General features: G+C 64.6%; 16 protein-coding genes. 9 read left to right on the forward strand and 7 right to left on the reverse strand.

The features are described from left to right. Positions 1–109: 109 nt before the first annotated feature. Together ALVIN_RS11050 and icd are read left to right on the forward strand one after the other, a co-directional pair. Positions 110–1,693, forward strand: coding sequence for an AmpG family muropeptide MFS transporter (locus ALVIN_RS11050; protein ID WP_012971408.1), 1,584 nt, complete (start codon positions 110–112; stop codon positions 1,691–1,693). Positions 1,694–1,735: 42 nt separating this feature from the next. Continuing rightward, complete coding sequence (gene icd, locus ALVIN_RS11055) at positions 1,736–2,992, forward strand: NADP-dependent isocitrate dehydrogenase (protein WP_012971409.1); 1,257 nt, start codon at positions 1,736–1,738, stop codon at positions 2,990–2,992. Positions 2,993–3,092: 100 nt separating this feature from the next. On the opposite strand, the gene ALVIN_RS11060 is transcribed toward icd, so the two are convergent. Then, positions 3,093–3,299, reverse strand: a complete 207-nt coding sequence (locus ALVIN_RS11060) for a cold-shock protein (RefSeq protein ID WP_012971410.1) — start codon at positions 3,297–3,299, stop codon at positions 3,093–3,095. Between the two features lie 255 nt (positions 3,300–3,554). Here ALVIN_RS11060 and clpS point away from each other — a divergent pair, with 255 nt between their 5' ends. The 4 genes from clpS (at position 3,555) to ALVIN_RS18225 (ending at position 9,283) form a co-directional block, all read left to right on the forward strand. Beyond that, positions 3,555–3,878 carry an ATP-dependent Clp protease adapter ClpS gene (clpS, locus tag ALVIN_RS11065; protein WP_012971411.1) on the forward strand — a complete coding sequence of 108 codons (324 nt, stop codon included), beginning with the start codon at positions 3,555–3,557 and terminating at the stop codon, positions 3,876–3,878. Between the two features lie 57 nt (positions 3,879–3,935). Continuing rightward, positions 3,936–6,203: an ATP-dependent Clp protease ATP-binding subunit ClpA gene (gene clpA, locus ALVIN_RS11070; RefSeq protein ID WP_012971412.1), complete on the forward strand. Its 2,268-nt coding sequence runs from the start codon at positions 3,936–3,938 to the stop codon at positions 6,201–6,203. Positions 6,204–6,206: 3 nt separating this feature from the next. Next, a complete protein-coding gene (gene pufQ, locus ALVIN_RS18315; RefSeq protein WP_148217605.1) occupies positions 6,207–6,302 on the forward strand; it encodes a cytochrome PufQ in 96 nt (31 codons plus the stop codon). Positions 6,303–6,511: 209 nt separating this feature from the next. Then, positions 6,512–9,283 (forward strand): Cache 3/Cache 2 fusion domain-containing protein, encoded by a 2,772-nt coding sequence (locus tag ALVIN_RS18225; protein ID WP_012971413.1) that lies wholly within the window; start codon positions 6,512–6,514, stop codon positions 9,281–9,283. On the opposite strand, the gene ALVIN_RS11080 is transcribed toward ALVIN_RS18225, so the two are convergent. Both ALVIN_RS11080 and bchE read right to left on the reverse strand, forming a co-directional pair. After that, on the reverse strand, positions 9,232–10,800 hold the full coding sequence (locus ALVIN_RS11080) for a cobyric acid synthase (RefSeq protein WP_012971414.1): 1,569 nt from the start codon (positions 10,798–10,800) through the stop codon (positions 9,232–9,234). The two genes, ALVIN_RS18225 and ALVIN_RS11080, sit on opposite strands and share 52 nt — an antisense overlap. Positions 10,801–10,903: 103 nt before the next feature. Continuing rightward, entirely contained in the window at positions 10,904–12,586 is a 1,683-nt protein-coding gene (gene bchE, locus ALVIN_RS11085; RefSeq protein WP_012971415.1) for a magnesium-protoporphyrin IX monomethyl ester anaerobic oxidative cyclase, read from the reverse strand. A 320-nt stretch (positions 12,587–12,906) separates the two neighbouring features. Here bchE and cobF point away from each other — a divergent pair, with 320 nt between their 5' ends. Further along, positions 12,907–13,680: a precorrin-6A synthase (deacetylating) gene (gene cobF, locus ALVIN_RS11090; RefSeq protein ID WP_012971416.1), complete on the forward strand. Its 774-nt coding sequence runs from the start codon at positions 12,907–12,909 to the stop codon at positions 13,678–13,680. A gap of 16 nt (positions 13,681–13,696) precedes the next feature. On the opposite strand, the gene ALVIN_RS17150 is transcribed toward cobF, so the two are convergent. From ALVIN_RS17150 to ALVIN_RS11105, 4 genes are all read right to left on the reverse strand, one after another. After that, positions 13,697–14,029 carry a PilZ domain-containing protein gene (locus tag ALVIN_RS17150; RefSeq protein ID WP_012971417.1) on the reverse strand — a complete coding sequence of 111 codons (333 nt, stop codon included), beginning with the start codon at positions 14,027–14,029 and terminating at the stop codon, positions 13,697–13,699. 63 nt (positions 14,030–14,092) lie between these two features. Beyond that, positions 14,093–14,872 carry a TatD family hydrolase gene (locus ALVIN_RS11095; protein ID WP_012971418.1) on the reverse strand — a complete coding sequence of 260 codons (780 nt, stop codon included), beginning with the start codon at positions 14,870–14,872 and terminating at the stop codon, positions 14,093–14,095. Positions 14,873–14,964: 92 nt separating this feature from the next. Further along, positions 14,965–15,855 (reverse strand): cysteine synthase CysM, encoded by an 891-nt coding sequence (gene cysM / locus ALVIN_RS11100; RefSeq protein WP_012971419.1) that lies wholly within the window; start codon positions 15,853–15,855, stop codon positions 14,965–14,967. 116 nt (positions 15,856–15,971) lie between these two features. After that, positions 15,972–16,238 (reverse strand): hypothetical protein, encoded by a 267-nt coding sequence (locus tag ALVIN_RS11105; protein WP_043795627.1) that lies wholly within the window; start codon positions 16,236–16,238, stop codon positions 15,972–15,974. A 111-nt stretch (positions 16,239–16,349) separates the two neighbouring features. Between ALVIN_RS11105 and ALVIN_RS11110 the strand changes: the two genes are divergently transcribed. Then, on the forward strand, positions 16,350–18,956 hold the full coding sequence (locus ALVIN_RS11110) for a methyl-accepting chemotaxis protein (protein ID WP_012971421.1): 2,607 nt from the start codon (positions 16,350–16,352) through the stop codon (positions 18,954–18,956). Then, positions 18,953–19,375 (forward strand): flagellar basal body-associated FliL family protein, encoded by a 423-nt coding sequence (locus ALVIN_RS11115; protein WP_012971422.1) that lies wholly within the window; start codon positions 18,953–18,955, stop codon positions 19,373–19,375. Before ALVIN_RS11110 ends, ALVIN_RS11115 begins: the two co-directional genes overlap by 4 nt. Positions 19,376–19,408 lie beyond the last annotated feature (33 nt).

The raw sequence follows: 19,408 nt of genomic DNA on the forward strand, positions 1-19,408 counted from the left end.
CCCGGCGGGACTACAGCGCCGCGCGGCCATGCTTGCCCCGTCCCCGACGGCAACCTAGACTGCGGGGCGTCCGCCATCAGGCGTCGCAGATCAGGATGGTTTCTCTCGCATGACTCAGTCCCACACGGAGGCGCCGCACAACTGGCGCCAGACGCTCGGTGAACTGCTCGACCGGCGCGTGCTCGCTATGCTCCTGCTCGGGTTCTCGGCCGGAGTGCCGCTACTGCTGATCTTCTCCTCGCTCTCACTCTGGCTGCGCGAGGCCGGGATCGAGCGTCAGGCTGTGACCTTCTTCAGCTGGGCCGCCCTCGGCTATTCGTTCAAGTTCGTCTGGGCGCCGCTGATCGACACCCTGCCGCTGCCCTGGCTGACGCGCTGGCTGGGGCGGCGGCGCGCCTGGCTGCTGGTCTCGCAACTGGCGATCATCACCGCCATCGTGCTCATGGCCCTGATCGATCCGGCCGGCGGCGGCGACAACCTCGCGCACATGGCGCTCGCGGCCGTGCTGCTCGGGTTCTCCTCGGCGACCCAGGACATCGTGATCGACGCCTATCGCATCGAGTCGGCCCCGCCCCGACTCCAGGCGCTGATGTCCTCGACCTATATCGCCGGCTATCGCATCGCCATGGTGGCTTCAGGCGCGGGCGCGCTGTTCCTGGCCTCGGCCTTCGGCTCAGAGCTGGGCGCCTACAGCTACTCGGCCTGGAGTTCGACCTATCTGATCATGGCCGCCGTCATGCTGGTCGGGGTGCTCACCACGCTCGTCATCCGCGAACCCGAGACCTATCGGCCCAAGGCGCTCACCCACTACTCGGCACTCGACTATCTGCGTCTGGTGCTGGTGTTCGCGCTCATGGCCGGCGCCTTCGTCGGCGGCTTCTTCCTGAGCGGGACGCTGTTCGGCGATCTCAAGCACTGGCTCGGCGGCGGTGCGCTCGGGGCCTTTCTGCTGGAGACCCTGCATTTCGGGCTGGCCGTGGGCGTGGCGGCGTTCGTCGGCTGGGCGCTGGTGCAGTTGGGCGCGATCGACCGGCCCATGGCGCACGCAGTCTGGATCGAGCCGGCGCTCGACTTCTTCGCCCGCTACGGACTCAAGACGGCCTTGCTGCTGCTGGCGCTCATCGGACTGTACCGGATCTCAGACATCGTGCTCGGCGTCATCTCCAATGTCTTCTATCAGGACATCGGCTTCAGCAAGCCGCAGATCGCCACGGCGGTCAAGACCTTCGGCGTCTTTGTCAGTATCGCCGGCGGGGTGCTCGGCGGGCTGATGGCGACCCACTATGGTGTGGTGCGCATCCTGATGCTGGGCGCGATCCTGTCGGCGGCGACCAACCTGATCTTCGTGGTGCTGGCGCATGCCGGAGCGGATGTGACCCTGCTCTATGTGGCCGTCGGTGCGGACAATCTGGCGGCCGGGCTGGCGAGCGCGGCCTTCGTCGCCTTTCTGTCGAGCCTGACCAATGTCTCCTTCACCGCCGTGCAGTACGCCATCTTCAGCTCGCTGATGACGCTCCTGCCCAAGGTGCTCGGCGGCTACTCGGGCAGCCTCGTCGACGGCATCGGCTATCCGGGCTTCTTCGTCTTCACCACGCTCATCGGGGTGCCGGTGATCGCCCTGGTCTGGATCGCCGGTCGGCGGCTGGACATCGCCGAGGAACGGGCCGGGGCGATGCGCAAGTGCGAAGCGTAGTGATAGCATAGGCCGATTCAATGGCCAGAGAGAGAAGACTCGATGTCTTACGAGAAGATCCAGGTTCCAACCACCGGCGAGAAGATCAGCGTCAATGCGGATTTTTCACTGAACGTGCCGGACAAGCCGATCATCCCCTTCATCGAGGGTGATGGCATCGGCATCGACATCACGCCCGTGATGCGTGCCGTGGTCGACGCGGCGGTCGCCAAATCTTATGGCGGCCAGCGCCAGATCCAGTGGATGGAGATCTATGCCGGCGAGAAGTCGACCCGCACCTATGGCGAGGACGTCTGGCTGCCGGAGGAGACGCTCAAGGCCGTCAAAGAGTTCGTGGTCTCGATCAAGGGGCCATTGACCACGCCGGTCGGCGGCGGCATCCGCTCGCTCAACGTCACCCTGCGTCAGGAACTCGACCTCTATGTCTGCCTGCGTCCGGTGCGTTACTTCAGCGGCACGCCCAGCCCGCTCAAGGAACCCGAACACACCGACATGGTGATCTTCCGCGAGAACTCGGAAGACATCTACGCCGGCATCGAGTGGCAGGAAGGCACGGATGGCGCGCGCAAGGTGATCGATTTCCTGCGCAACGAGATGGGCGTCACCAAGATTCGCTTCCCGGAGACTTCGGGCATCGGCATCAAGCCGGTCTCGCGCGAGGGCACCGAGCGTCTGGTGCGCAAGGCCATCCAGTACGCCATCGACAATGATCGCGCCTCCGTGACCCTGGTCCACAAGGGCAACATCATGAAGTTCACCGAGGGCGCCTTCAAGCAGTGGGGCTATGAGCTGGCCCAGCGCGAGTTCGGCGCGGTGGAGATCGACGGCGGTCCCTGGTGTGCGTTCAAGAACCCCAGGACCGGGCGCGAGATCGTGGTCAAGGACGTGATCGCCGATGCCTTCCTGCAGCAGATCCTGCTGCGTCCGAAGGAATACGACGTGATCGCCACGCTCAACCTCAACGGCGACTACATCTCGGACGCGCTGGCGGCTCAGGTCGGCGGGATCGGCATGGCGCCGGGCGCGAATCTGTCGGATTCGGTCGCCATGTTCGAGGCCACCCACGGCACGGCGCCCAAGTATGCGGGCAAGGACCAGGTCAACCCGGCTTCGCTCATCCTCTCGGCCGAGATGATGCTGCGCCACCTGGGCTGGACCGAGGCGGCCGATCTCATCATCAAGGGCGTGGAAGGGGCGATCGCGGCCAAGACCGTGACCTATGACCTGCATCGTCTGATGGATGGCGCGACCAAGCTGAGCTGCTCGGAGTTCGGCGAGGCCGTCGTCGGCAAGATGTAAGGATTACGAAGGTTCGCTTGATTTTTGGTCACGAAGCACCAGCTTCGTGACCCCGGACCCGTAGGAGGCGATGCCTGCGTCACCACCTCCTACAGGGGCCTCACACGACGCGATGCACATTGGCTGCGTGCAGTCCTTTCGGCCCCTCACTCAGCTCGAACTCGACCTTCTGGCCCTCGCGCAGGGTCTTGTAGCCGTCCATGTCGATCGACGAGAAATGGACGAAGACATCCTCCTCACGCCCCTCGGGCTGCACGAATCCATAACCCTTCGCGTTGTTGAACCATTTGACGATACCGGTAATCATCGCTTACTCCTCGATAGACTCCACACTTCAGGGTAATGTCGGGATCGCTGGCCGCCTCGGAGCGGCTTTTTGTTTATTACGGGACACGCCAGTAGCGACGCACCCGCTCGGGTGGTCCTCTTGCACCCTGGGCTGACTGGCCCGCCGGCGCTTGAATCCGACGAACGGCACCCTGATTCGGTAGTATAGTGACTTGATTTCCATGGTCAAACGTGCATTGCTTGACTCATCTTCGACGAACACCTCAAGAAACCCATGACTAACCCTAGATCCGGCGAGGAGCGCGAATCCGGCCTGAGCGTGCAGGAAGCCCGTCCCAAATTGCGCCGACCGCCCCTATATAAGGTTCTGCTCTTGAACGACGACTACACCCCGATGGAGTTCGTGGTGTTGGTTCTGGAGATCTTTTTTGGTATGAATCGGGAAAAGGCGACCCAGGTCATGCTGCATGTGCACACACGGGGCGTCGGAGTCTGCGGAGTCTTCACCAAGGACATCGCCGAAACCAAGGTGGCGCAAGTCAACGACTATGCGCGTGGCAATCAGCATCCGCTGATGTGCACCATGGAAGAGGCCTGAACCGCGTCCACGACTGAAAGACCGCTTTATCGTTGAATCAACCCTTGGTACAGGCCGATGCTGAGCAAAGAACTCGAATTCACGCTGAACCGGGCCTTCAAGGAGGCTCGGGCCAAGCACCACGAATACATGACCGTGGAGCACATGCTGCTGTCGCTGCTCGACAACCCGACCGCCGCCAAGGTGTTGCGAGCCTGCGGCGCGGATGCCGAGCGGTTGCGCCGCGAGATCGCGACCTTCATCGAGGAGACCACGCCGCTGATCCCGCCCAACGAGGAGCGCGACACCCAGCCGACGCTCGGGTTCCAGCGCGTGCTCCAGCGGGCCGTCTTCCATGTCCAGTCGGCGGGCAAGAAGGAAGTGACTGGCGCCAATGTGCTGGTGGCGTTGTTCAGCGAACAGGACTCCCAGGCCGTCTATCTGCTCAATCAGCAGGACGTGACCCGGCTCGACGTGGTCAATTACATCTCGCACGGCATCTCCAAGGTGCCGGGTGAGAATCGTGACGAAGACGGTCATGGCGGCGGCGAGGCCGATGAGGCACGCGGCGAGGAGAAGGAAGGCGCCAGCCCGCTGGAGAGCTTCACCACCAATCTCAACGAGCTGGCGCGTCAGGGGCGGATCGATCCGCTGATCGGGCGCGCGCCCGAGGTCGAGCGCACCATCCAGATCCTGTGCCGGCGGCGCAAGAACAATCCGCTGTTCGTCGGCGAGGCTGGCGTGGGCAAGACGGCGATCGCCGAGGGGCTGGCCAAGAAGATCGTCGATGGCGAGGTGCCGGAAGTGCTGGCCAATGCCGTGATCTATTCACTGGATCTCGGCGGTCTGGTGGCCGGGACCAAGTATCGCGGCGACTTCGAGAAGCGGCTCAAGGCGGTGCTCGCCCAGCTCAAGCGCCAGCCGCACGCCATCCTCTTCATCGACGAGATCCACACCATCATCGGCGCCGGTTCGGCCTCGGGCGGGGTGATGGATGCCTCCAACCTCATCAAGCCGGTGCTGGCCTCGGGCGACCTGCGCTGCATCGGCTCGACCACCTATCAGGAATATCGCGGCATCTTCGAGAAGGACCGGGCGCTGGCGCGTCGCTTCCAGAAGATCGACGTCGAAGAACCCTCGGTCGAGGAGACCGTCGAGATCCTCAAGGGCCTGAAATCGCGCTTCGAGGCCCATCATCAGGTCAGCTACACCCAACCGGCGCTGCGCGCGGCGGCCGAGCTCTCGGCGCGTCACATCAACGACCGCCATCTACCCGACAAGGCGATCGACGTCATCGACGAGGCCGGCGCCCATGTGCAGCTCATGGCCCCGTCCAAGCGCAAGAAGCGCATCGATGTCGCCGACGTCGAGGCGATCGTGGCCAAGATCGCGCGCATCCCACCCAAGCGGGTGTCGGCCTCGGACGCCGAGTCGCTCAAGAATCTCGACCGCGATCTCAAGATGGTGGTCTATGGCCAAGACGCGGCCATCGATGCCCTGACCTCGGCGATTCGCATGAACCGCTCCGGGCTGGGTCACGAGGAAAAGCCGATCGGTTCGTTCCTGTTCACCGGGCCGACGGGTGTGGGCAAGACCGAGGTCACGCGCCAGCTCGCGCGCATCCTGGGCATGGAGCTGCTGCGCTTCGATATGTCCGAGTACATGGAGCGGCACACCGTCTCGCGGCTGATCGGCGCCCCGCCCGGCTATGTCGGTTTCGATCAGGGCGGGCTGCTGACCGAGCAGATCAACAAGCATCCGCATGCCGTGCTGCTGCTCGACGAGATCGAGAAGGCGCATCCCGATGTCTTCAACCTGCTGTTGCAGGTGATGGACCACGGCACCCTGACCGACAACAACGGACGCAAGGCCGATTTCCGCAACGTGGTGCTGGTGATGACCACCAATGCGGGCGCCGAGGAAACCTCGCGCCGTTCGATCGGCTTCACCGAGCAGAACCACGCCACCGACGGCATGGAGGCACTCAAGCGCTACTTCACGCCCGAGTTCCGCAACCGGCTCGATAGCATCGTCCAGTTCGGCCCGCTCGGCGAGGACACCATTCTCAACGTGGTCGACAAGTTCATCTTCGAGCTGGAGCAGCAACTCGAAGAGAAGAAGGTCGCGCTGACCATCGACCAGGATGCGCGCCGCTGGCTGGCCGACACCGGCTATGACCCCAAGATGGGCGCGCGGCCCATGGCGCGCATCATCCAGCAGCACATCAAGAAGCCGCTGGCCAATGAGCTGCTGTTCGGCGATCTGGTGGGCGGCGGCTCGGTGCGGGTCTTCATCCAGGACGGTCAGGTCGCCTTCGAGATCAATGGCGAGGTGCGCGAGCTCTGAACGATCCGGGCCCGGACGCGGCGCTTGACCGATCCGGGTCCGCTCTCGGCTGCCTGGCCAAACGCGACCTGGATCACACCTTCCATCGCTCTACCATGATAATTGTGGTCCGACGCCCTGAATTCCTGCCAAAATACCCTCATTTGCACCCAATTGGTGCCCGGAGCGCACCCGGTTCGCGCCTGTAGCGGCACCATGATCTCATGTGCGGCCGCTTCCATCGTCTCGTCTGGCCCGAGGTGTGTTCCTTGGCCCGCCAAGGTCGTGTCGAGACTCAAACACTTCGGTTCGTATAGAAAAGGTTCTGCATGATCGGACAGAGATTCGTTGGCGGCCGCTCGGTGGCCATGGCCCTGACCTTGGCCGCTGTCGGGGTGATCGCGGTTCTGATGGGCGCCTTCGCCATCGGCGTGGCCCAGTTCAACCACTCGCTCATGGAACGCAAGGTCATCGCCCAGCTCGAACAGCAGAGCAAGCTGGTGCGCTCCATGCTCGCCAACCATGATTCGGCGCTGCGCGAGGAGGCCCATCGACTGATGGAGCAACTGGCTGCGCGCTTCGGCTCGGTCTTCACGCTGAACCCCGAAGAGCCGGTGCTGGTCGGCGACCAGATCACCCCGGCGCTCTACGACGGCGAGCGTCGACTCACGCTCGACGACAGCGTTCTCGAACGCTTCACCAAGGCCACGGATGCCGTAGCCACGCTCTTCGTGCGTCGTGACAACGACTTCGTGCGTGTCGCCACCACACTCCGGGACGAGCAGGGCGAGCGGGCCGTCGGCACCCTGCTCGCCAGCGATCATCCCGCACTCCCGGCGCTGCTCGCCGGAGAGGAATTCATCGGGCGCGCCACCCTCTTCGGGCGCGATCACATGACTGTCTACCGGCCCATGCTGAACGCACGCCGCGAAGTCATCGGCGCGTTCTTCATCGGACTCGACATGACCGCTGGTCTGGACCATCTCAAGCACGAGATCCTGTCGATCCGGATCGGCGAGACCGGCTACTTCTACGCACTGGATGCCCGACCCGGACCGGATTTCGGGCGTCTGGTCATCCATCCAGCCCAGGAAGGCACCAACATCCTCGACGCCAGGGACGCCGACGGCCGGGCCTTCATCCGCGAGATCCTGGAGCGCAAGGAGGGCGTGATCCACTATCCCTGGATCAACCGCGAGACGGGCGAGACCGCGCCGCGCATGAAGGTGGTGGCCTACACCCACTTTCCGGCCTGGGACTGGGTGATCGGCGGCGGTTCCTACGACGACGAGCTGAGCCGCGACAGCGTCCTGCTGCGCAACCTGACGCTCGGCGCCGCCCTGGTCGTGGTGGCGGTGCTGGCGCTCATCCTCTTCTGGCTGACGCGGCGTCTGGTCGGCCGACCGCTTGGCGAGGCCACGCGGATCTTCGAGCGCATCGGCGCCGGCCATTACGACAACCCGATCGACACCACGAGACGCGACGAGATCGGCACACTGTTCGACGCCCTGGCGCGGATGCAGACGAGCCTCGACGCGCGCACCCGCGCCGATGCGCGCATCTCGGCCGAGGCGCTGCGCATCAAGAGCGCGCTCGACAAGTCCTCGACCAACATGATGGTGTCCGACCGCGACGGAATCATCATTTATGCCAACGAAGCCCTGCTCCGGATGCTGCGCCTGGCCGAATCCGACCTGAGGCGCGATCTGCCCGAATTCAGTGTCGACAGCCTGCTCGGGAGTCATCTGGACATCTTCCACCGTCAGCCCGAGCGTCAGCAGTCGATGCTGGCGACACTCCAGAACAATCACCTCGCTCAGGTCCGTCTCGGCGGGCGTACGTTCCGCATGATCTTCAATCCGGTCATCAATGATCAGGGTGAGCGTTTGGGCACTGTGGTCGAATGGACCGACCGCACCAGTGAGGTCGAGACCGAGACCGAACTGGCGTCGCTGCTGGAGGCCGCCGTCCAGGGTGATTTCTCGCGCCGCCTGACGCTGGAGGGCAAGACCGGGTTCTTCCACGAACTCGCCGATGGACTCAACCGGCTGGTCGATATCCTCTCGGCCGGACTGACTGACGTGGCCCAGGTGCTCGCGGCCATCGCTCAAGGTGATCTGAGCCGGCGTATCGAGTCGGACTATGCCGGCACCTTCGGCCGGCTCAAGGACGACACCAACCTGACGGTCGAGCGTCTGCGCGAGGTCGTCACCGGCATCAAGGAGTCGACCGACGCCATCAATACGGCGGCGACTGAGATCGCCTCAGGCAACAGCGACCTGTCGATCCGTACCGAGACCCAGGCCGGCACCCTGGAGAAAACCGCGAGCGCCATGGAAGAGCTGAATGCCACGGTCAAACAGAATGCCCACAATGCCCAGGAAGCCAATCAGCTCGCCCAGGACTCCAACCGGGTCGCGGCGCGCGGCGGCGAACTCGTCCGGCACGTGGTCGACAACATGGGGCGCATCCAGGATTCGAGTCGCCAGATCGCCGACATCATCGGCGTGATCGACTCCATCGCCTTCCAGACCAACATCCTGGCGCTCAATGCGGCCGTCGAGGCGGCGCGTGCCGGCGAGCAGGGACGCGGCTTTGCGGTGGTCGCCGCCGAGGTGCGCAATCTGGCGCAACGCAGCGGTCAGGCCGCCCGCGAGATCAAGACCCTGATCGTCGGTTCGGTCGAGCAGGTCGAAGACGGGGTGAAGCTGGTCGAGCAGGCCGGTCAGACGATGAACGAGATCGTCGACTCTTTCCAGCAGGTGACGACCCTCGTGACTGAAATCGCCGTGGCCAGCCGCCAGCAGAGCAGCGGTATCGAACAGGTCTCGCGCGCCGTGACTCAGTTGGACGAGGTCACGCAGCAGAACGCCGCCCTGGTCGAGGAAGCGGCGGCGGCGGCTGAGAGTCTGGAGGAGCAGGCGCGGTCACTGGCCAGGGCCGTGGCCCTGTTCCATCTGGACGGGCAGACGGTCGGCCAGGCGGCGGCCGCCATCGACCGAAGCGCGCCGACGGGTGGCCGTGGGGTCGCGGCGCTGCCGCGACCCGATCAGCGTGCCAGTTCGAGCAGCGCGTCCAGATCCAGACAGCGCTCGATGTGATCGGCGAGCGCGTCGAGAGCCGCTTCGATGCGCGCCTCGAAGTCGAGACGCGCCGCTTGGGCACCGACCTGTTCGAGCCAGTGGGCGCGGAATTCATCGGCACCGAAGATCCCGTGCAGATAGCCGCCCATGACCCGACCGTCGGCGGTGATGGCGCCTTCGGGGTGCACTTTGCCGGCGCCGTCCTCCAGCCTCAGCCAGGGACGCTCCAGTCCAGGGCCGGTGGTGCGGCCCATGTGCATCTCGTAACCGCTGATCCGGCAGCCGCTCTGCCGCTCGCGCCCGGCGATCTCGATCAGGCGCTTGTCGGCGCCGATCTCGGTCTCGATGTCGAGCAGGCCCAGTCCGGGCGTCTCACCCGGTTCGCCTTCGATACCGCGCGGATCGCGCACCACGCGCCCGAGCATCTGGTAGCCGGCACAAAGTCCGACGACCCTCCCCCCGCGCCGCACATGGGCCAGGATATCGATGTCCCAGCCCTCGCGGCGCAGCACGTCCAGATCGGCGCGCGTGGCCTTGGAACCGGGCAGGATGACGACATCGGTCTCGGCCGGGATTGGATGTCCAGGCTCGATCCAGCGCAGATTCACACTCGGCTCGGCGGCCAGCGGATCCATGTCGTCGAAGTTGGCCACGCGCGACAGACGCGGAATGACGACGTTGAGCGTGCCGCCCGTGGTCTCGGCCGGGCGTTCGAGCGCCAGTGAGTCCTCCGCCGGCAGGCGCGAAGCGCCCTCGAACCAGCGCACCATGCCACGAAACGGCCAGCCGGTGATTTCGGTGATGGTGTCGCACGCCGGCTCGAACAGCGAGAAGTCCCCACGGAACTTGTTGACCAGATAGCCGACGACCCGGTCGCGGTCGGCCTGATCGAGCAGGAGCCAGGTGCCGACCAGCGAGGCCATGGTTCCGCCCTTGTCCAGATCGCCGACCACCACCACAGGCACATCGGCGCGTTCGGCGAAGTGCATATTGGTGATGTCGCAGTGGCGCAGATAGATCTCGGCGCCGCTGCCCGCCCCCTCGACCAGCACCAGATCGGCCTCGGCACAGAGGCGCTCGAAGGAATCCAGCACCGCCGGCATCAGCCCCTGGCGCATCTCGTGATAGACCCGCGCCGGACAATTGCCGAGCGCACGACCGCGCAGCACGACCTGGGAACCGATGTTGGTCTGGGGCTTCAGGAGCACCGGGTTCATGTGGATCGAGGGCGGCACGCCGCAGGCGCGCGCCTGGAGCGCCTGAGCGCGTCCGATCTCACCGCGCGGCTGTTCGCCGTCCGGGCCGGGCGGCACGTCGGTGTCGGCCGTGACAGCGGCGTTGTTGCTCATGTTCTGCGCCTTGAAGGGGCGCACCACCAGCCCGCGTCGGGTGTAGGCACGACAGAGCCCGGCGACCAGCAGGCTCTTGCCGACGTCTGAGGCCGTACCCTGGATCATCAGAGCGCGCGCACGGCGCGGGCCGTAGGTGCCGAGCGGGGGGAGTTCGAGACGGATGGTGGGGGCTGAATCGGTCATGCGGTCTCTCTCAAAACGAAGCGACCCGCATTCGTCGCCAAAACGAATGCGGGTCACATTGGACAAGCGGTAGGGTGCGCATGGCGCACCACCCTACACCGGATCAGGCGACCTCGGCCTGCTTGGACTGGCCGGTGCTGGCGCGCGCGACGGCTTCCATCTGCTCGTCGGTCATCTGCTCGTCGCCACCGCCGCACGCCTTGGGGCTGCCGCCAGCACAGGCCTGGGGCGCCGCGCCGACCGCGCTGACGACCGCCGGACGCTTGGCAGGCGGCGCCTTCTTCCAGGCGTTGTGATCCGGCTCGACGATCTTGGAGCGGTCCTTGTCGTACTCGAACTTGATGAACTTCTTGAACAGCGGCCCCCAGTAGTTCTGTTTGCCGAGCTGATAGAAGCGACGCTCCATCGCGCTCTTCAGGAACGCCTTGATACAGCCGATCAGATACTTGCGGCGGAAGGGATCACGCACCCAGGGATACTGGAAGAACATCCGCCGCATGTAGAAGCGCCGGTAGTTGGCCATGACGCCGTCGAGCAGCTCGGCGCGGTCGATGTTGTCGGGCTTCATGATCGGCGAGACGAAGTTGTACTTCGAATAGTCGAACACCTCGACCTTGTCGCCCATCTCGGCGAACATGTCCGAGAACGGCCAGGGGGTGTACATCGACCAGTTGGCCATGTCCGCGCCCCAGTCCATGACCATCTGATAGGTCTCTTCCAGGGTCTCGCGGGTCTCGTTCTCCAGACCGACGATGAACTGCGCCTCGGTGACGATGCCGTTCTTCTGCAGGAGCTGGATGGCGCGCTTGTTCTGCTCGATCGTGGTCTCCTTGACGAAGCGATCGAGATTGAGCTGTGCCGCCGCCTCGGTGCCGAGCGAGATGTGCACCAGCCCGGCCTTGCGGTAGAAGGGCAGCAGATCCTCGTCGCGCATGACGTCGGTCACGCGGGTGTTGATGCCCCAGTGGATGCCCAGGTCGCGGTCGATGAGTTCCTGGCAGAACTCGATGAACATCTTCTTGTTGATCTGGGGTTCTTCGTCGGCGAGGATGAAGAAGCCCACGCCGTGGACCTTCACCAGCTCTTCGATCTCGTCGACCATGCGCTTGGGATTGCGCACGCGGTAATCGCGCCAGAACTTCCACTGCGAGCAGAAGCTACAGGTGAAGGGACAGCCGCGCGCCATGTTCGGGGTCGCGACCGGCACGCCGAGCGGGATGTAGATGTACTTCTTCCACTCCAGGATGCCCCAGTCCGGCCAGATCGAATCCACGTCCTTGATCGACGGCTCGGCCTCGGTGGCGATCACCTTGCCCGACTCGTCGCGGAAGGCGATGCCGCGCACGGACTCGCGCTCGTTCGGCCAGCGGCCCTCGTCGATGCAGCGCACCAGATTCAGGGTGACGGCCTCGCCCTCGCCGCGCACGATGGCATCGATCCAGGGCGCCTCGCCGAGCACCTGCTCGTACATGAAGGTGCCGTGGATGCCGCCGAGCACGGTGATGGCGTTCGGATGTTCTTCCTTGGCGATCTGCAGCACGCGCTGGGCGGCATAGATCATCGGCGTCATCGCGGTGGTGGCGATGATGTCGGGCTGGGCGGCACGGATCGCCTCGCGCATCTGGTCGTCGTCGAGCTTGTCCACCAGACCATCGATGAAATGGTAATCTTGATAGCCACCCGACTTCAGATAGCCCGCGATATAGGCGACCCAGGCCGGCGACCAGTTGCCGGCGATGTCGGCGGCACCGGCGCTATAGTTGGGGTGGATAAAAAGGATTCGCATCGTCAGCTCCGGGTTGTCTCATGAAGGGTCGGTCACGGACGCCTCTAAGGACGGCGGCGGCTCGGCCACAGATAAGGAGAATGCGTCGGTCGCGCCCGTCCAGGCAACCCTGGAGCGACGCGGGGTATCGAGACCCTGGCGCCAGCGCGCGGACCGAATGGGACTCAAGCGGGCAATGTTACCAACGACTCGCCCGGATCGCCATGCTATAGGTGGCGCGAACCGACGACGCATACGACCGCGATCGCTCTCCGATCACTTTTTAATCGACGCACCCGCCGGAATCCGGGCGGCGCACTCATCACAACGTAAGAAACCGCATGAAACGCTTGTATTTGATCGGCATGGGTCCAGGCGGCCCCGAATATCTCACGATCCAGGCCATCGAGACCCTGAAACGGGTCGACGTCTTCTTCATGCTGGAGAAGGAGGGACGCGGCAAGGACGAGCTGCTGCGGATGCGTCACGACATCCTGCAACGCTATCTCGGCGACTCGGACTATCGGGTCGTCACCGCAATCAGCCCGGAGCGGCGCATGCTCCCGGACGGCTACCGGGAGACGGTGCGCGCCTGGCACGACACCAAGCGCCAGCTCTTCGCGCGCCTGATCGACGAAGAGCTGCAAGATGGGCAAAGCGGCGCGCTACTGCTGTGGGGCGATCCTTCGCTCTACGACCAGACTGTGACCATGATCGCCGAGTTGGTCGACGCCTCCGACGGCGCGCTGGAGTTCGAGATCATCCCCGGCATCACCTCGGTGCAGGTGCTGACCGCCAAACACAAGATCCCGCTCAACCGTGTCGGCGAAAGCATCACCATCACCACCGGCCGCCATGTCGAACACTGCGACCCGGCCGAGATCCACAATGCCGTGGTCATGCTCGACTACAATGCCTCATTCCAGCGCTTCACCGGACAGGACATGGACGTCTACTGGGGCGGCTATCTGGGTTGCCCGGATGAGGTGCTGGTGTCCGGGCCGGTCGACGACGTGCTCGATGAACTGCTGAGTACCAAGGCGCGTGTTCGGGAAGAGAAGGGCTGGCTGCTGGACATCTATCTGTTGCGCCGGCGCCTGGATGAAGGCGACTGACAGCCGGAGCGGCGGATCAATGGACGTCGCGGAAGCGGATTCCAAGCATATAGCGGCAGTCCCCGCTCAATGGCTTGGACCAGACCACGGACCCTTCGCATGACGTGATGTTGAGGCAACCCATCTTCACGTATTCGAAGGCCAGCAGCAATCGTTCATTAACATTATGCTCTATTTGTGTAAAAAGACACATGCCGCCTTCGCTGACATCGTGCGATAAGCCGCCTGGATTTGCAGGCGAACCCCTCTCCCCTGGATCGCCCAGGTGGTCGATCGACTGAAGCTGAACCAGCGCGGCGAGCGGAATACGCGGGGATCGACGGCGATCGGCATAAAAGTCGGTGTCCATGAAGCGCGCCCTCGTTGGGTTTGGGGGACTCTGGCGACGACCTGCCACATCGATTATAGCGTCTCAATCATCCACGACAAATAAACGACTATAATTGTCCACTATCACTTCGGCCAAGCGCTCGACATCCAGGCCACGCAGATCGGCGATGCACGCGGCGACGTGCTGGAGATAAGTCGGTTCGTTGGGTTTGCCGCGATAGGGCACAGGAGCCAGATAGGGTGAGTCGGTCTCGATCAGCAGTCGGTCGAGCGGCACTTGGCGCGCCACCTCGCGCAACGACTCCGCGCTCTTGAAGGTGATGATGCCGGAGAAGGATACATAGAAGCCGAGATCCAGCCCGGCACGCGCCATCTCCCAATCCTCGGTGAAACAGTGCAGCACGCCGCCGACCGCCCCGGCGCCTTCTTCGCGCAACAGACGGATGGTGTCGGCGCGCGCCTGGCGCGTGTGGATGATCAGCGGCTTGCCGCAAGCGCGCGCCGCGGCGATATGGGTGCGAAAGCGCGCATGCTGACCGGACGCCTCACCGTCTTCGAGACGATAGTAGTCGAGTCCCGTCTCACCGATGGCCACCACGCGCGGATCGGCGGCCAGTTCGAGCAGGCGCTCGACGCTCGGCGCCTCACCGCCCGCCTCGTTCGGATGGACGCCGACGGCGACATCGACCTCGGGATAGGGATCGACCAGACGACGCATCGCCGGATAGGCTTCCAGATCGATGCCGACACAGAGCATCCGTGAGACGCCGGATGCAGCGCAGGCACGCATCAGGCATCCGAAGTCATTGTCATGGGTCGTGAGATCCACCCGGTCGAGGTGGCAGTGTGAGTCGATGAGCATGAGCCTTGTGTGTCTTCGAGTGTAGTGCAGGTGTCGAACGGTATGGGCGGCCAACGGGCGCCATCAGTGGTCCGGAGACAGACCGATGCCGTTCAAGCGGGAAAGACGCCGGTCGAGAGATAACGATCCCCGCGATCGCAGACGATGGCCACGATCACGGCCCCGCTGACCTCCTGCGAGAGCCTGAGCGCTGCCGCGACCGCTCCGCCCGAGGAGACGCCGGCGAAGAGGCCCTCGCGCGCAGCCAGATCGCGCGCGGTCTGTTCGGCCACGGCCTGCGAGACATCGATGATCCGGTCGACGCCTGCCGGGTCGTAGATCTTCGGCAGATAGGCTTCCGGCCAGCGCCGGATGCCGGCGATGCTGGAACCTTCGTCCGGCTGTACGCCGACGACCTGGACCTCGGGATTCTGTTCCTTGAGATAGCGGCCCGTCCCCATGATGGTACCCGTAGTCCCCATGGCGCTGACGAAATGGGTGACTCGCCCCTGGGTGTCGTGCCAGATCTCGGGGCCGGTACCCTCGTAATGTGCCGCCGGGTTGTCTGGGTTGGAGAACTGGTCGAGCCGAATCCCCTCCCCGCGCGCTTCCATGTCGAGGGCCAGATCGATGGCGGCCTCCATACCGCCGTCTTTGGGCGTGAGGACGATCTCGGCGCCGAAGGCGCGCATGACGCCCCTGCGTTCTTCGCTCATGTGCTCGGGCATGATGAGCCGCATCCGATAGCCCTTGATGGCGGCGGCCATCGCCAGAGCGATGCCGGTGTTGCCGCTGGTGGCCTCGATCAGGGTGTCGCCGGGGCGGATGGTGCCGCGCTCCTCGGCGCGCCGGATCATGTTGAGCGCCGGGCGGTCCTTGACCGAGCCGGCCGGATTGTTGCCTTCGAGCTTGACCAGGACGAGGTTGTCGGTGGCGCCGGGCAGGCGCTGGAGTCGAACCAGGGGGGTACGGCCGACATGGTCTTCGATGGTTGGATACGACATGGGCGTCTCGCTGCAAAACGGATCGGTTGGATAGATGTCCGATGATGGCACAGTCTCAAAGCGCCCCCAACCTCGCAACCATGGCCAATCCATCCCGCGCTCCATCTGGATGGCGCCTAGCCATCATGCGACGCTCCCGCCTCCCCGATCAGCCCATTGCGGGTCAGGACGCGCTCGACTTTGCGACCTGTCTGCATCAGCCGTGAGAGATCACTCAGTCCGGGACGCTCACCGGCATCGAGCCGCTGCTCCCAGTCGTCGAGTTCGCTCTCCAGGAAATCGAGCAGCTTGCGCGAGCAGCCCTGACAGACGCCCGTGCAAACCTGCGTCTCGGCCGCCTCGAACGGCAGGGTGGCACGCGCCTGTCGGATCAGCGCACGCATCGCGGTCGCGACATCCGGTTTTCGCGACGAAGATCCAGGCTCGATTCTATTGAACTGTGTCATCATTTCACTTTCATCGCACAGTGAAAAGGTATAGCGGTTCCCAAGAACATGCTCCATCGTCTCAAGATCAGAACCAAATTATTGCTGCTCGCCGGCGTTCCCGCTCTGGTGCTCGTCATCCTGACGCTGATCGGCGTCACGCGCCTGACGACCGAGATCCAGAAGGTCCACCATGCCCGAAACGTCGCCGCGCTGGTGGTGGCCTTGGGCGAGGTGGCCCATGAGCTACAGAAGGAACGGGGGATGTCGGCCGGCTTCCTCGCCAGCCGGGGCGTCAAGTTTGCCGACCGGCTGCCGGACCAGCGGACCGCCTCGGATACGGAGATCGCCGGTCTGCGCGCCGCACTCGCCGCCGTCGATCTGACACGGGCCACCCCCGAATACAGCCGTTTGCTGCAAGCGTCCATCACGGGGCTGGACCGGATCGCCGTGCTGCGCACGCGCATCGACTCACTCGCCGCGCGCCCGCCAGAGTCGTTCAAGACCTACAGCGACACCATCGCCGATCTCCTGGAAGTCGCCACCCGCTCCGGCAACGAACTGCCCGACGCCCGGATCGCACGCCTGGCCAATGCCAAGAGCGCCCTGCTCTACCTCAAGGAGCGTAACGGTCAGGAGCGGGCAATCCTCTCGGGTGCTTTCAGCGCCGGGCAGATCACCGCACCCAACTACGAGATTCTGCTGACGCTCCTGAGCGATCAGGCCAGCTTCCAGCGCCTGACCCTGGCCTTCGCCACGCCCGAGCAGCGCGCGGCGTTCGAGTCCGGTCTCGATCACCCGAGTGTACGGGATGTCGAACAGGTCGAGATCATGGTCCGCAACCTCGGGGTTGGAACCGAGCTGATCTACCCGCCCGAGCTCTGGTTCGACCAGATCACCGCCAAGATCGACCGGCTGCGCGAGGTCGAGGAAGGCTTCTCGCGTGACATCGCCCAGGCCGTGAACGAGCAGGCACGCCGGACGCATACAACACTCACAGCCTTCCTGCTCCTGACCGGACTGACGCTGCTGGCCACGCTCTGGCTCGGCGTGCTCATCGTGCGCGGCATCCTGCGCCAGATGGGCGGCGAACCGGCCTTCGCGGTCGAAGTCGCCCGCGCCATCGCCGACGGCGTGCTCGACAAGGACATCCCGCTGCGGTCCGGCGACAGGACCAGCCTGCTCGCGGCCATGCAACACATGCAACGGGAGCTGCACGAACGCATCGAGAGCGAGCGGCGGCTCGCTGCCGAGAGCCGGCGCATCCAGAGTGCACTGGACAAGGCGTCGACCAACGTCATGGTCATCGACGACGCCGAGCGCATCATCTACATGAATGCGGCCATGACCCGGCTGCTGCGCGAGTCCGAGTCCGACATTCGCCGCGATCTGCCGGACTTCGACGCCGCCGCTCTGCTCGGGCGCCCCTTTGCGACGCTCCAGCCCCAGTCGGCGACACCGGCCCCGCTATCCGACCTGAGCGCCGAGCGTATCGAGGAGATCCAGCTCGGCGGCCGGCTGTTGCGGCGCGTGGCCAATCCCGTGCTCAACGAACAGGGCGAGCGGCTCGGCTCAGTGGTCGAGTGGACCGACCGCACCACCGAAGTCGGTATCGAGCGCGAACTCTCGGCCGTCGTCGAGGCCGCCGTGCACGGCGACTTCAGCGGCCGCCTCGACCCCAAGGGCAAGCGCGGCTTCTTCCTCCATCTGAGCGAGGGACTCAATCAACTGCTCGGCATCGTCTCGTCCGGACTCGGGGATCTGGCGCGCGTCATGAACGCCATCGCCAAGGGCGATCTGAGCCAGGGCATCACGGCCGAGTACGAGGGCACCTTCGGTCAGTTGAAGTCCGACACCAATGCCACCCTGGCCCAACTGCGCGATGTCGTCGGCCGCATCCTGGAGTCCAGCGCCGCAATCAACAGCGCCGCGCAGGAGATCTCGTCCGGCAACCTGGATCTCTCCTCACGCACCGAGTCGCAGGCCGGCTCGCTGGAGCAGACCGCCAGCTCGATGGAGCGCTTCAACACCAGTGTCCAGCGCAATGCCCAGAACGCCCAGCAGGCCAACGAACTCTCGTCGATGGCCAATCAACGCATCCAGCGCGGCGGTGAAACGGTGCGCTCGGTGGTCGGAACCATGAACGGCATCCAGGAGTCGAGCCGGCGCATCGCCGACATCATCGGCGTGATCGACTCCATCGCCTTTCAGACCAACATCCTGGCACTCAACGCCGCCGTGGAGGCCGCGCGTGCCGGCGAGCAGGGCAAGGGCTTCGCCGTGGTCGCGCTGGAAGTGCGCCAACTGGCCCAGCGCAGCGCGCAGGCCGCCAAGGAGATCAAGACCCTGATACTGGACTCGATGAGCAAGGTCGATGGCGGTGCAAGACTGGCGCGACAGGCCGGCACCGAGATGGAGGAAGTGGTCGAGAGCTTCCATCAGGTCGCCGCCCTGATCTCCGAGATCGCCAATGCCAGTCTCGAACAGTCGACCGGAATCGATCAGGCGACGCAGTCGATCACGCAGATCGACGCCATGACCCAGCAGAACGCCGCCTTGGTCGAACAGGCCGCCGCCGCCACCGAGAGCCTTGAGGATCAGGCGCGCGAACTGGCGCACGCCGTCTCCATCTTCAAGCTCGACGAACACACATCACTCATAGAGGTCTCACGATGACAAGCGTGCAGCGCAAGACAGCCTATCTACTCGCCCTGCTCCTCGGGCTCGCCCCCCTGACCAGCCTGACGGCGCAGGCGAGCGAGGAGGAGGCGGCGGCGTCACCCTACCCGGGATACATGGCGCTGGAACCACCGCTGATCGTCAATCTCGCCAAGCCGCGCAGTTACCTGAAGCTGAGCCTACAGTTCTTCATCGAGACACAGACGGACGCCGACCTGATCACCCTGCACATGCCGCGTCTGCGCGATCGCATGATCAGCCTGCTCGGCGGTCGGGACGGCGAGCAGATCATGACCACGGAGGCGCGTGAGCAATTGCGGATCGAATTGCTCGACAGCCTGCGCAAGACCATGATGGAGCAGACCGGACGGCCGGCGATCAGCGCGGTCTACTTCACGGATTTCATCGCCCAGTGAGCGCCCGCTGGGTGCTCGATCCGAAGCGACACG

Source organism: Allochromatium vinosum DSM 180 (assembly GCF_000025485.1).
GTDB lineage: Bacteria > Pseudomonadota > Gammaproteobacteria > Chromatiales > Chromatiaceae > Thermochromatium > Thermochromatium vinosum.

Coding starts and splice junctions, on each gene's coding strand:
- ALVIN_RS11050 (WP_012971408.1), top strand. CDS start 110: ATGACTCAGTCCCACACGGAGGCGCCGCACAACTGGCGCCAGACGCTC.
- icd (WP_012971409.1), top strand. CDS start 1,736: ATGTCTTACGAGAAGATCCAGGTTCCAACCACCGGCGAGAAGATCAGC.
- ALVIN_RS11060 (WP_012971410.1), bottom strand. CDS start 3,299: ATGATTACCGGTATCGTCAAATGGTTCAACAACGCGAAGGGTTATGGA.
- clpS (WP_012971411.1), top strand. CDS start 3,555: ATGACTAACCCTAGATCCGGCGAGGAGCGCGAATCCGGCCTGAGCGTG.
- clpA (WP_012971412.1), top strand. CDS start 3,936: ATGCTGAGCAAAGAACTCGAATTCACGCTGAACCGGGCCTTCAAGGAG.
- ALVIN_RS18225 (WP_012971413.1), top strand. CDS start 6,512: ATGATCGGACAGAGATTCGTTGGCGGCCGCTCGGTGGCCATGGCCCTG.
- ALVIN_RS11080 (WP_012971414.1), bottom strand. CDS start 10,800: ATGACCGATTCAGCCCCCACCATCCGTCTCGAACTCCCCCCGCTCGGC.
- bchE (WP_012971415.1), bottom strand. CDS start 12,586: ATGCGAATCCTTTTTATCCACCCCAACTATAGCGCCGGTGCCGCCGAC.
- cobF (WP_012971416.1), top strand. CDS start 12,907: ATGAAACGCTTGTATTTGATCGGCATGGGTCCAGGCGGCCCCGAATAT.
- ALVIN_RS17150 (WP_012971417.1), bottom strand. CDS start 14,029: ATGGACACCGACTTTTATGCCGATCGCCGTCGATCCCCGCGTATTCCG.
- ALVIN_RS11095 (WP_012971418.1), bottom strand. CDS start 14,872: ATGCTCATCGACTCACACTGCCACCTCGACCGGGTGGATCTCACGACC.
- cysM (WP_012971419.1), bottom strand. CDS start 15,855: ATGTCGTATCCAACCATCGAAGACCATGTCGGCCGTACCCCCCTGGTT.
- ALVIN_RS11105 (WP_043795627.1), bottom strand. CDS start 16,238: ATGCGTGCGCTGATCCGACAGGCGCGTGCCACCCTGCCGTTCGAGGCG.
- ALVIN_RS11110 (WP_012971421.1), top strand. CDS start 16,350: ATGCTCCATCGTCTCAAGATCAGAACCAAATTATTGCTGCTCGCCGGC.
- ALVIN_RS11115 (WP_012971422.1), top strand. CDS start 18,953: ATGACAAGCGTGCAGCGCAAGACAGCCTATCTACTCGCCCTGCTCCTC.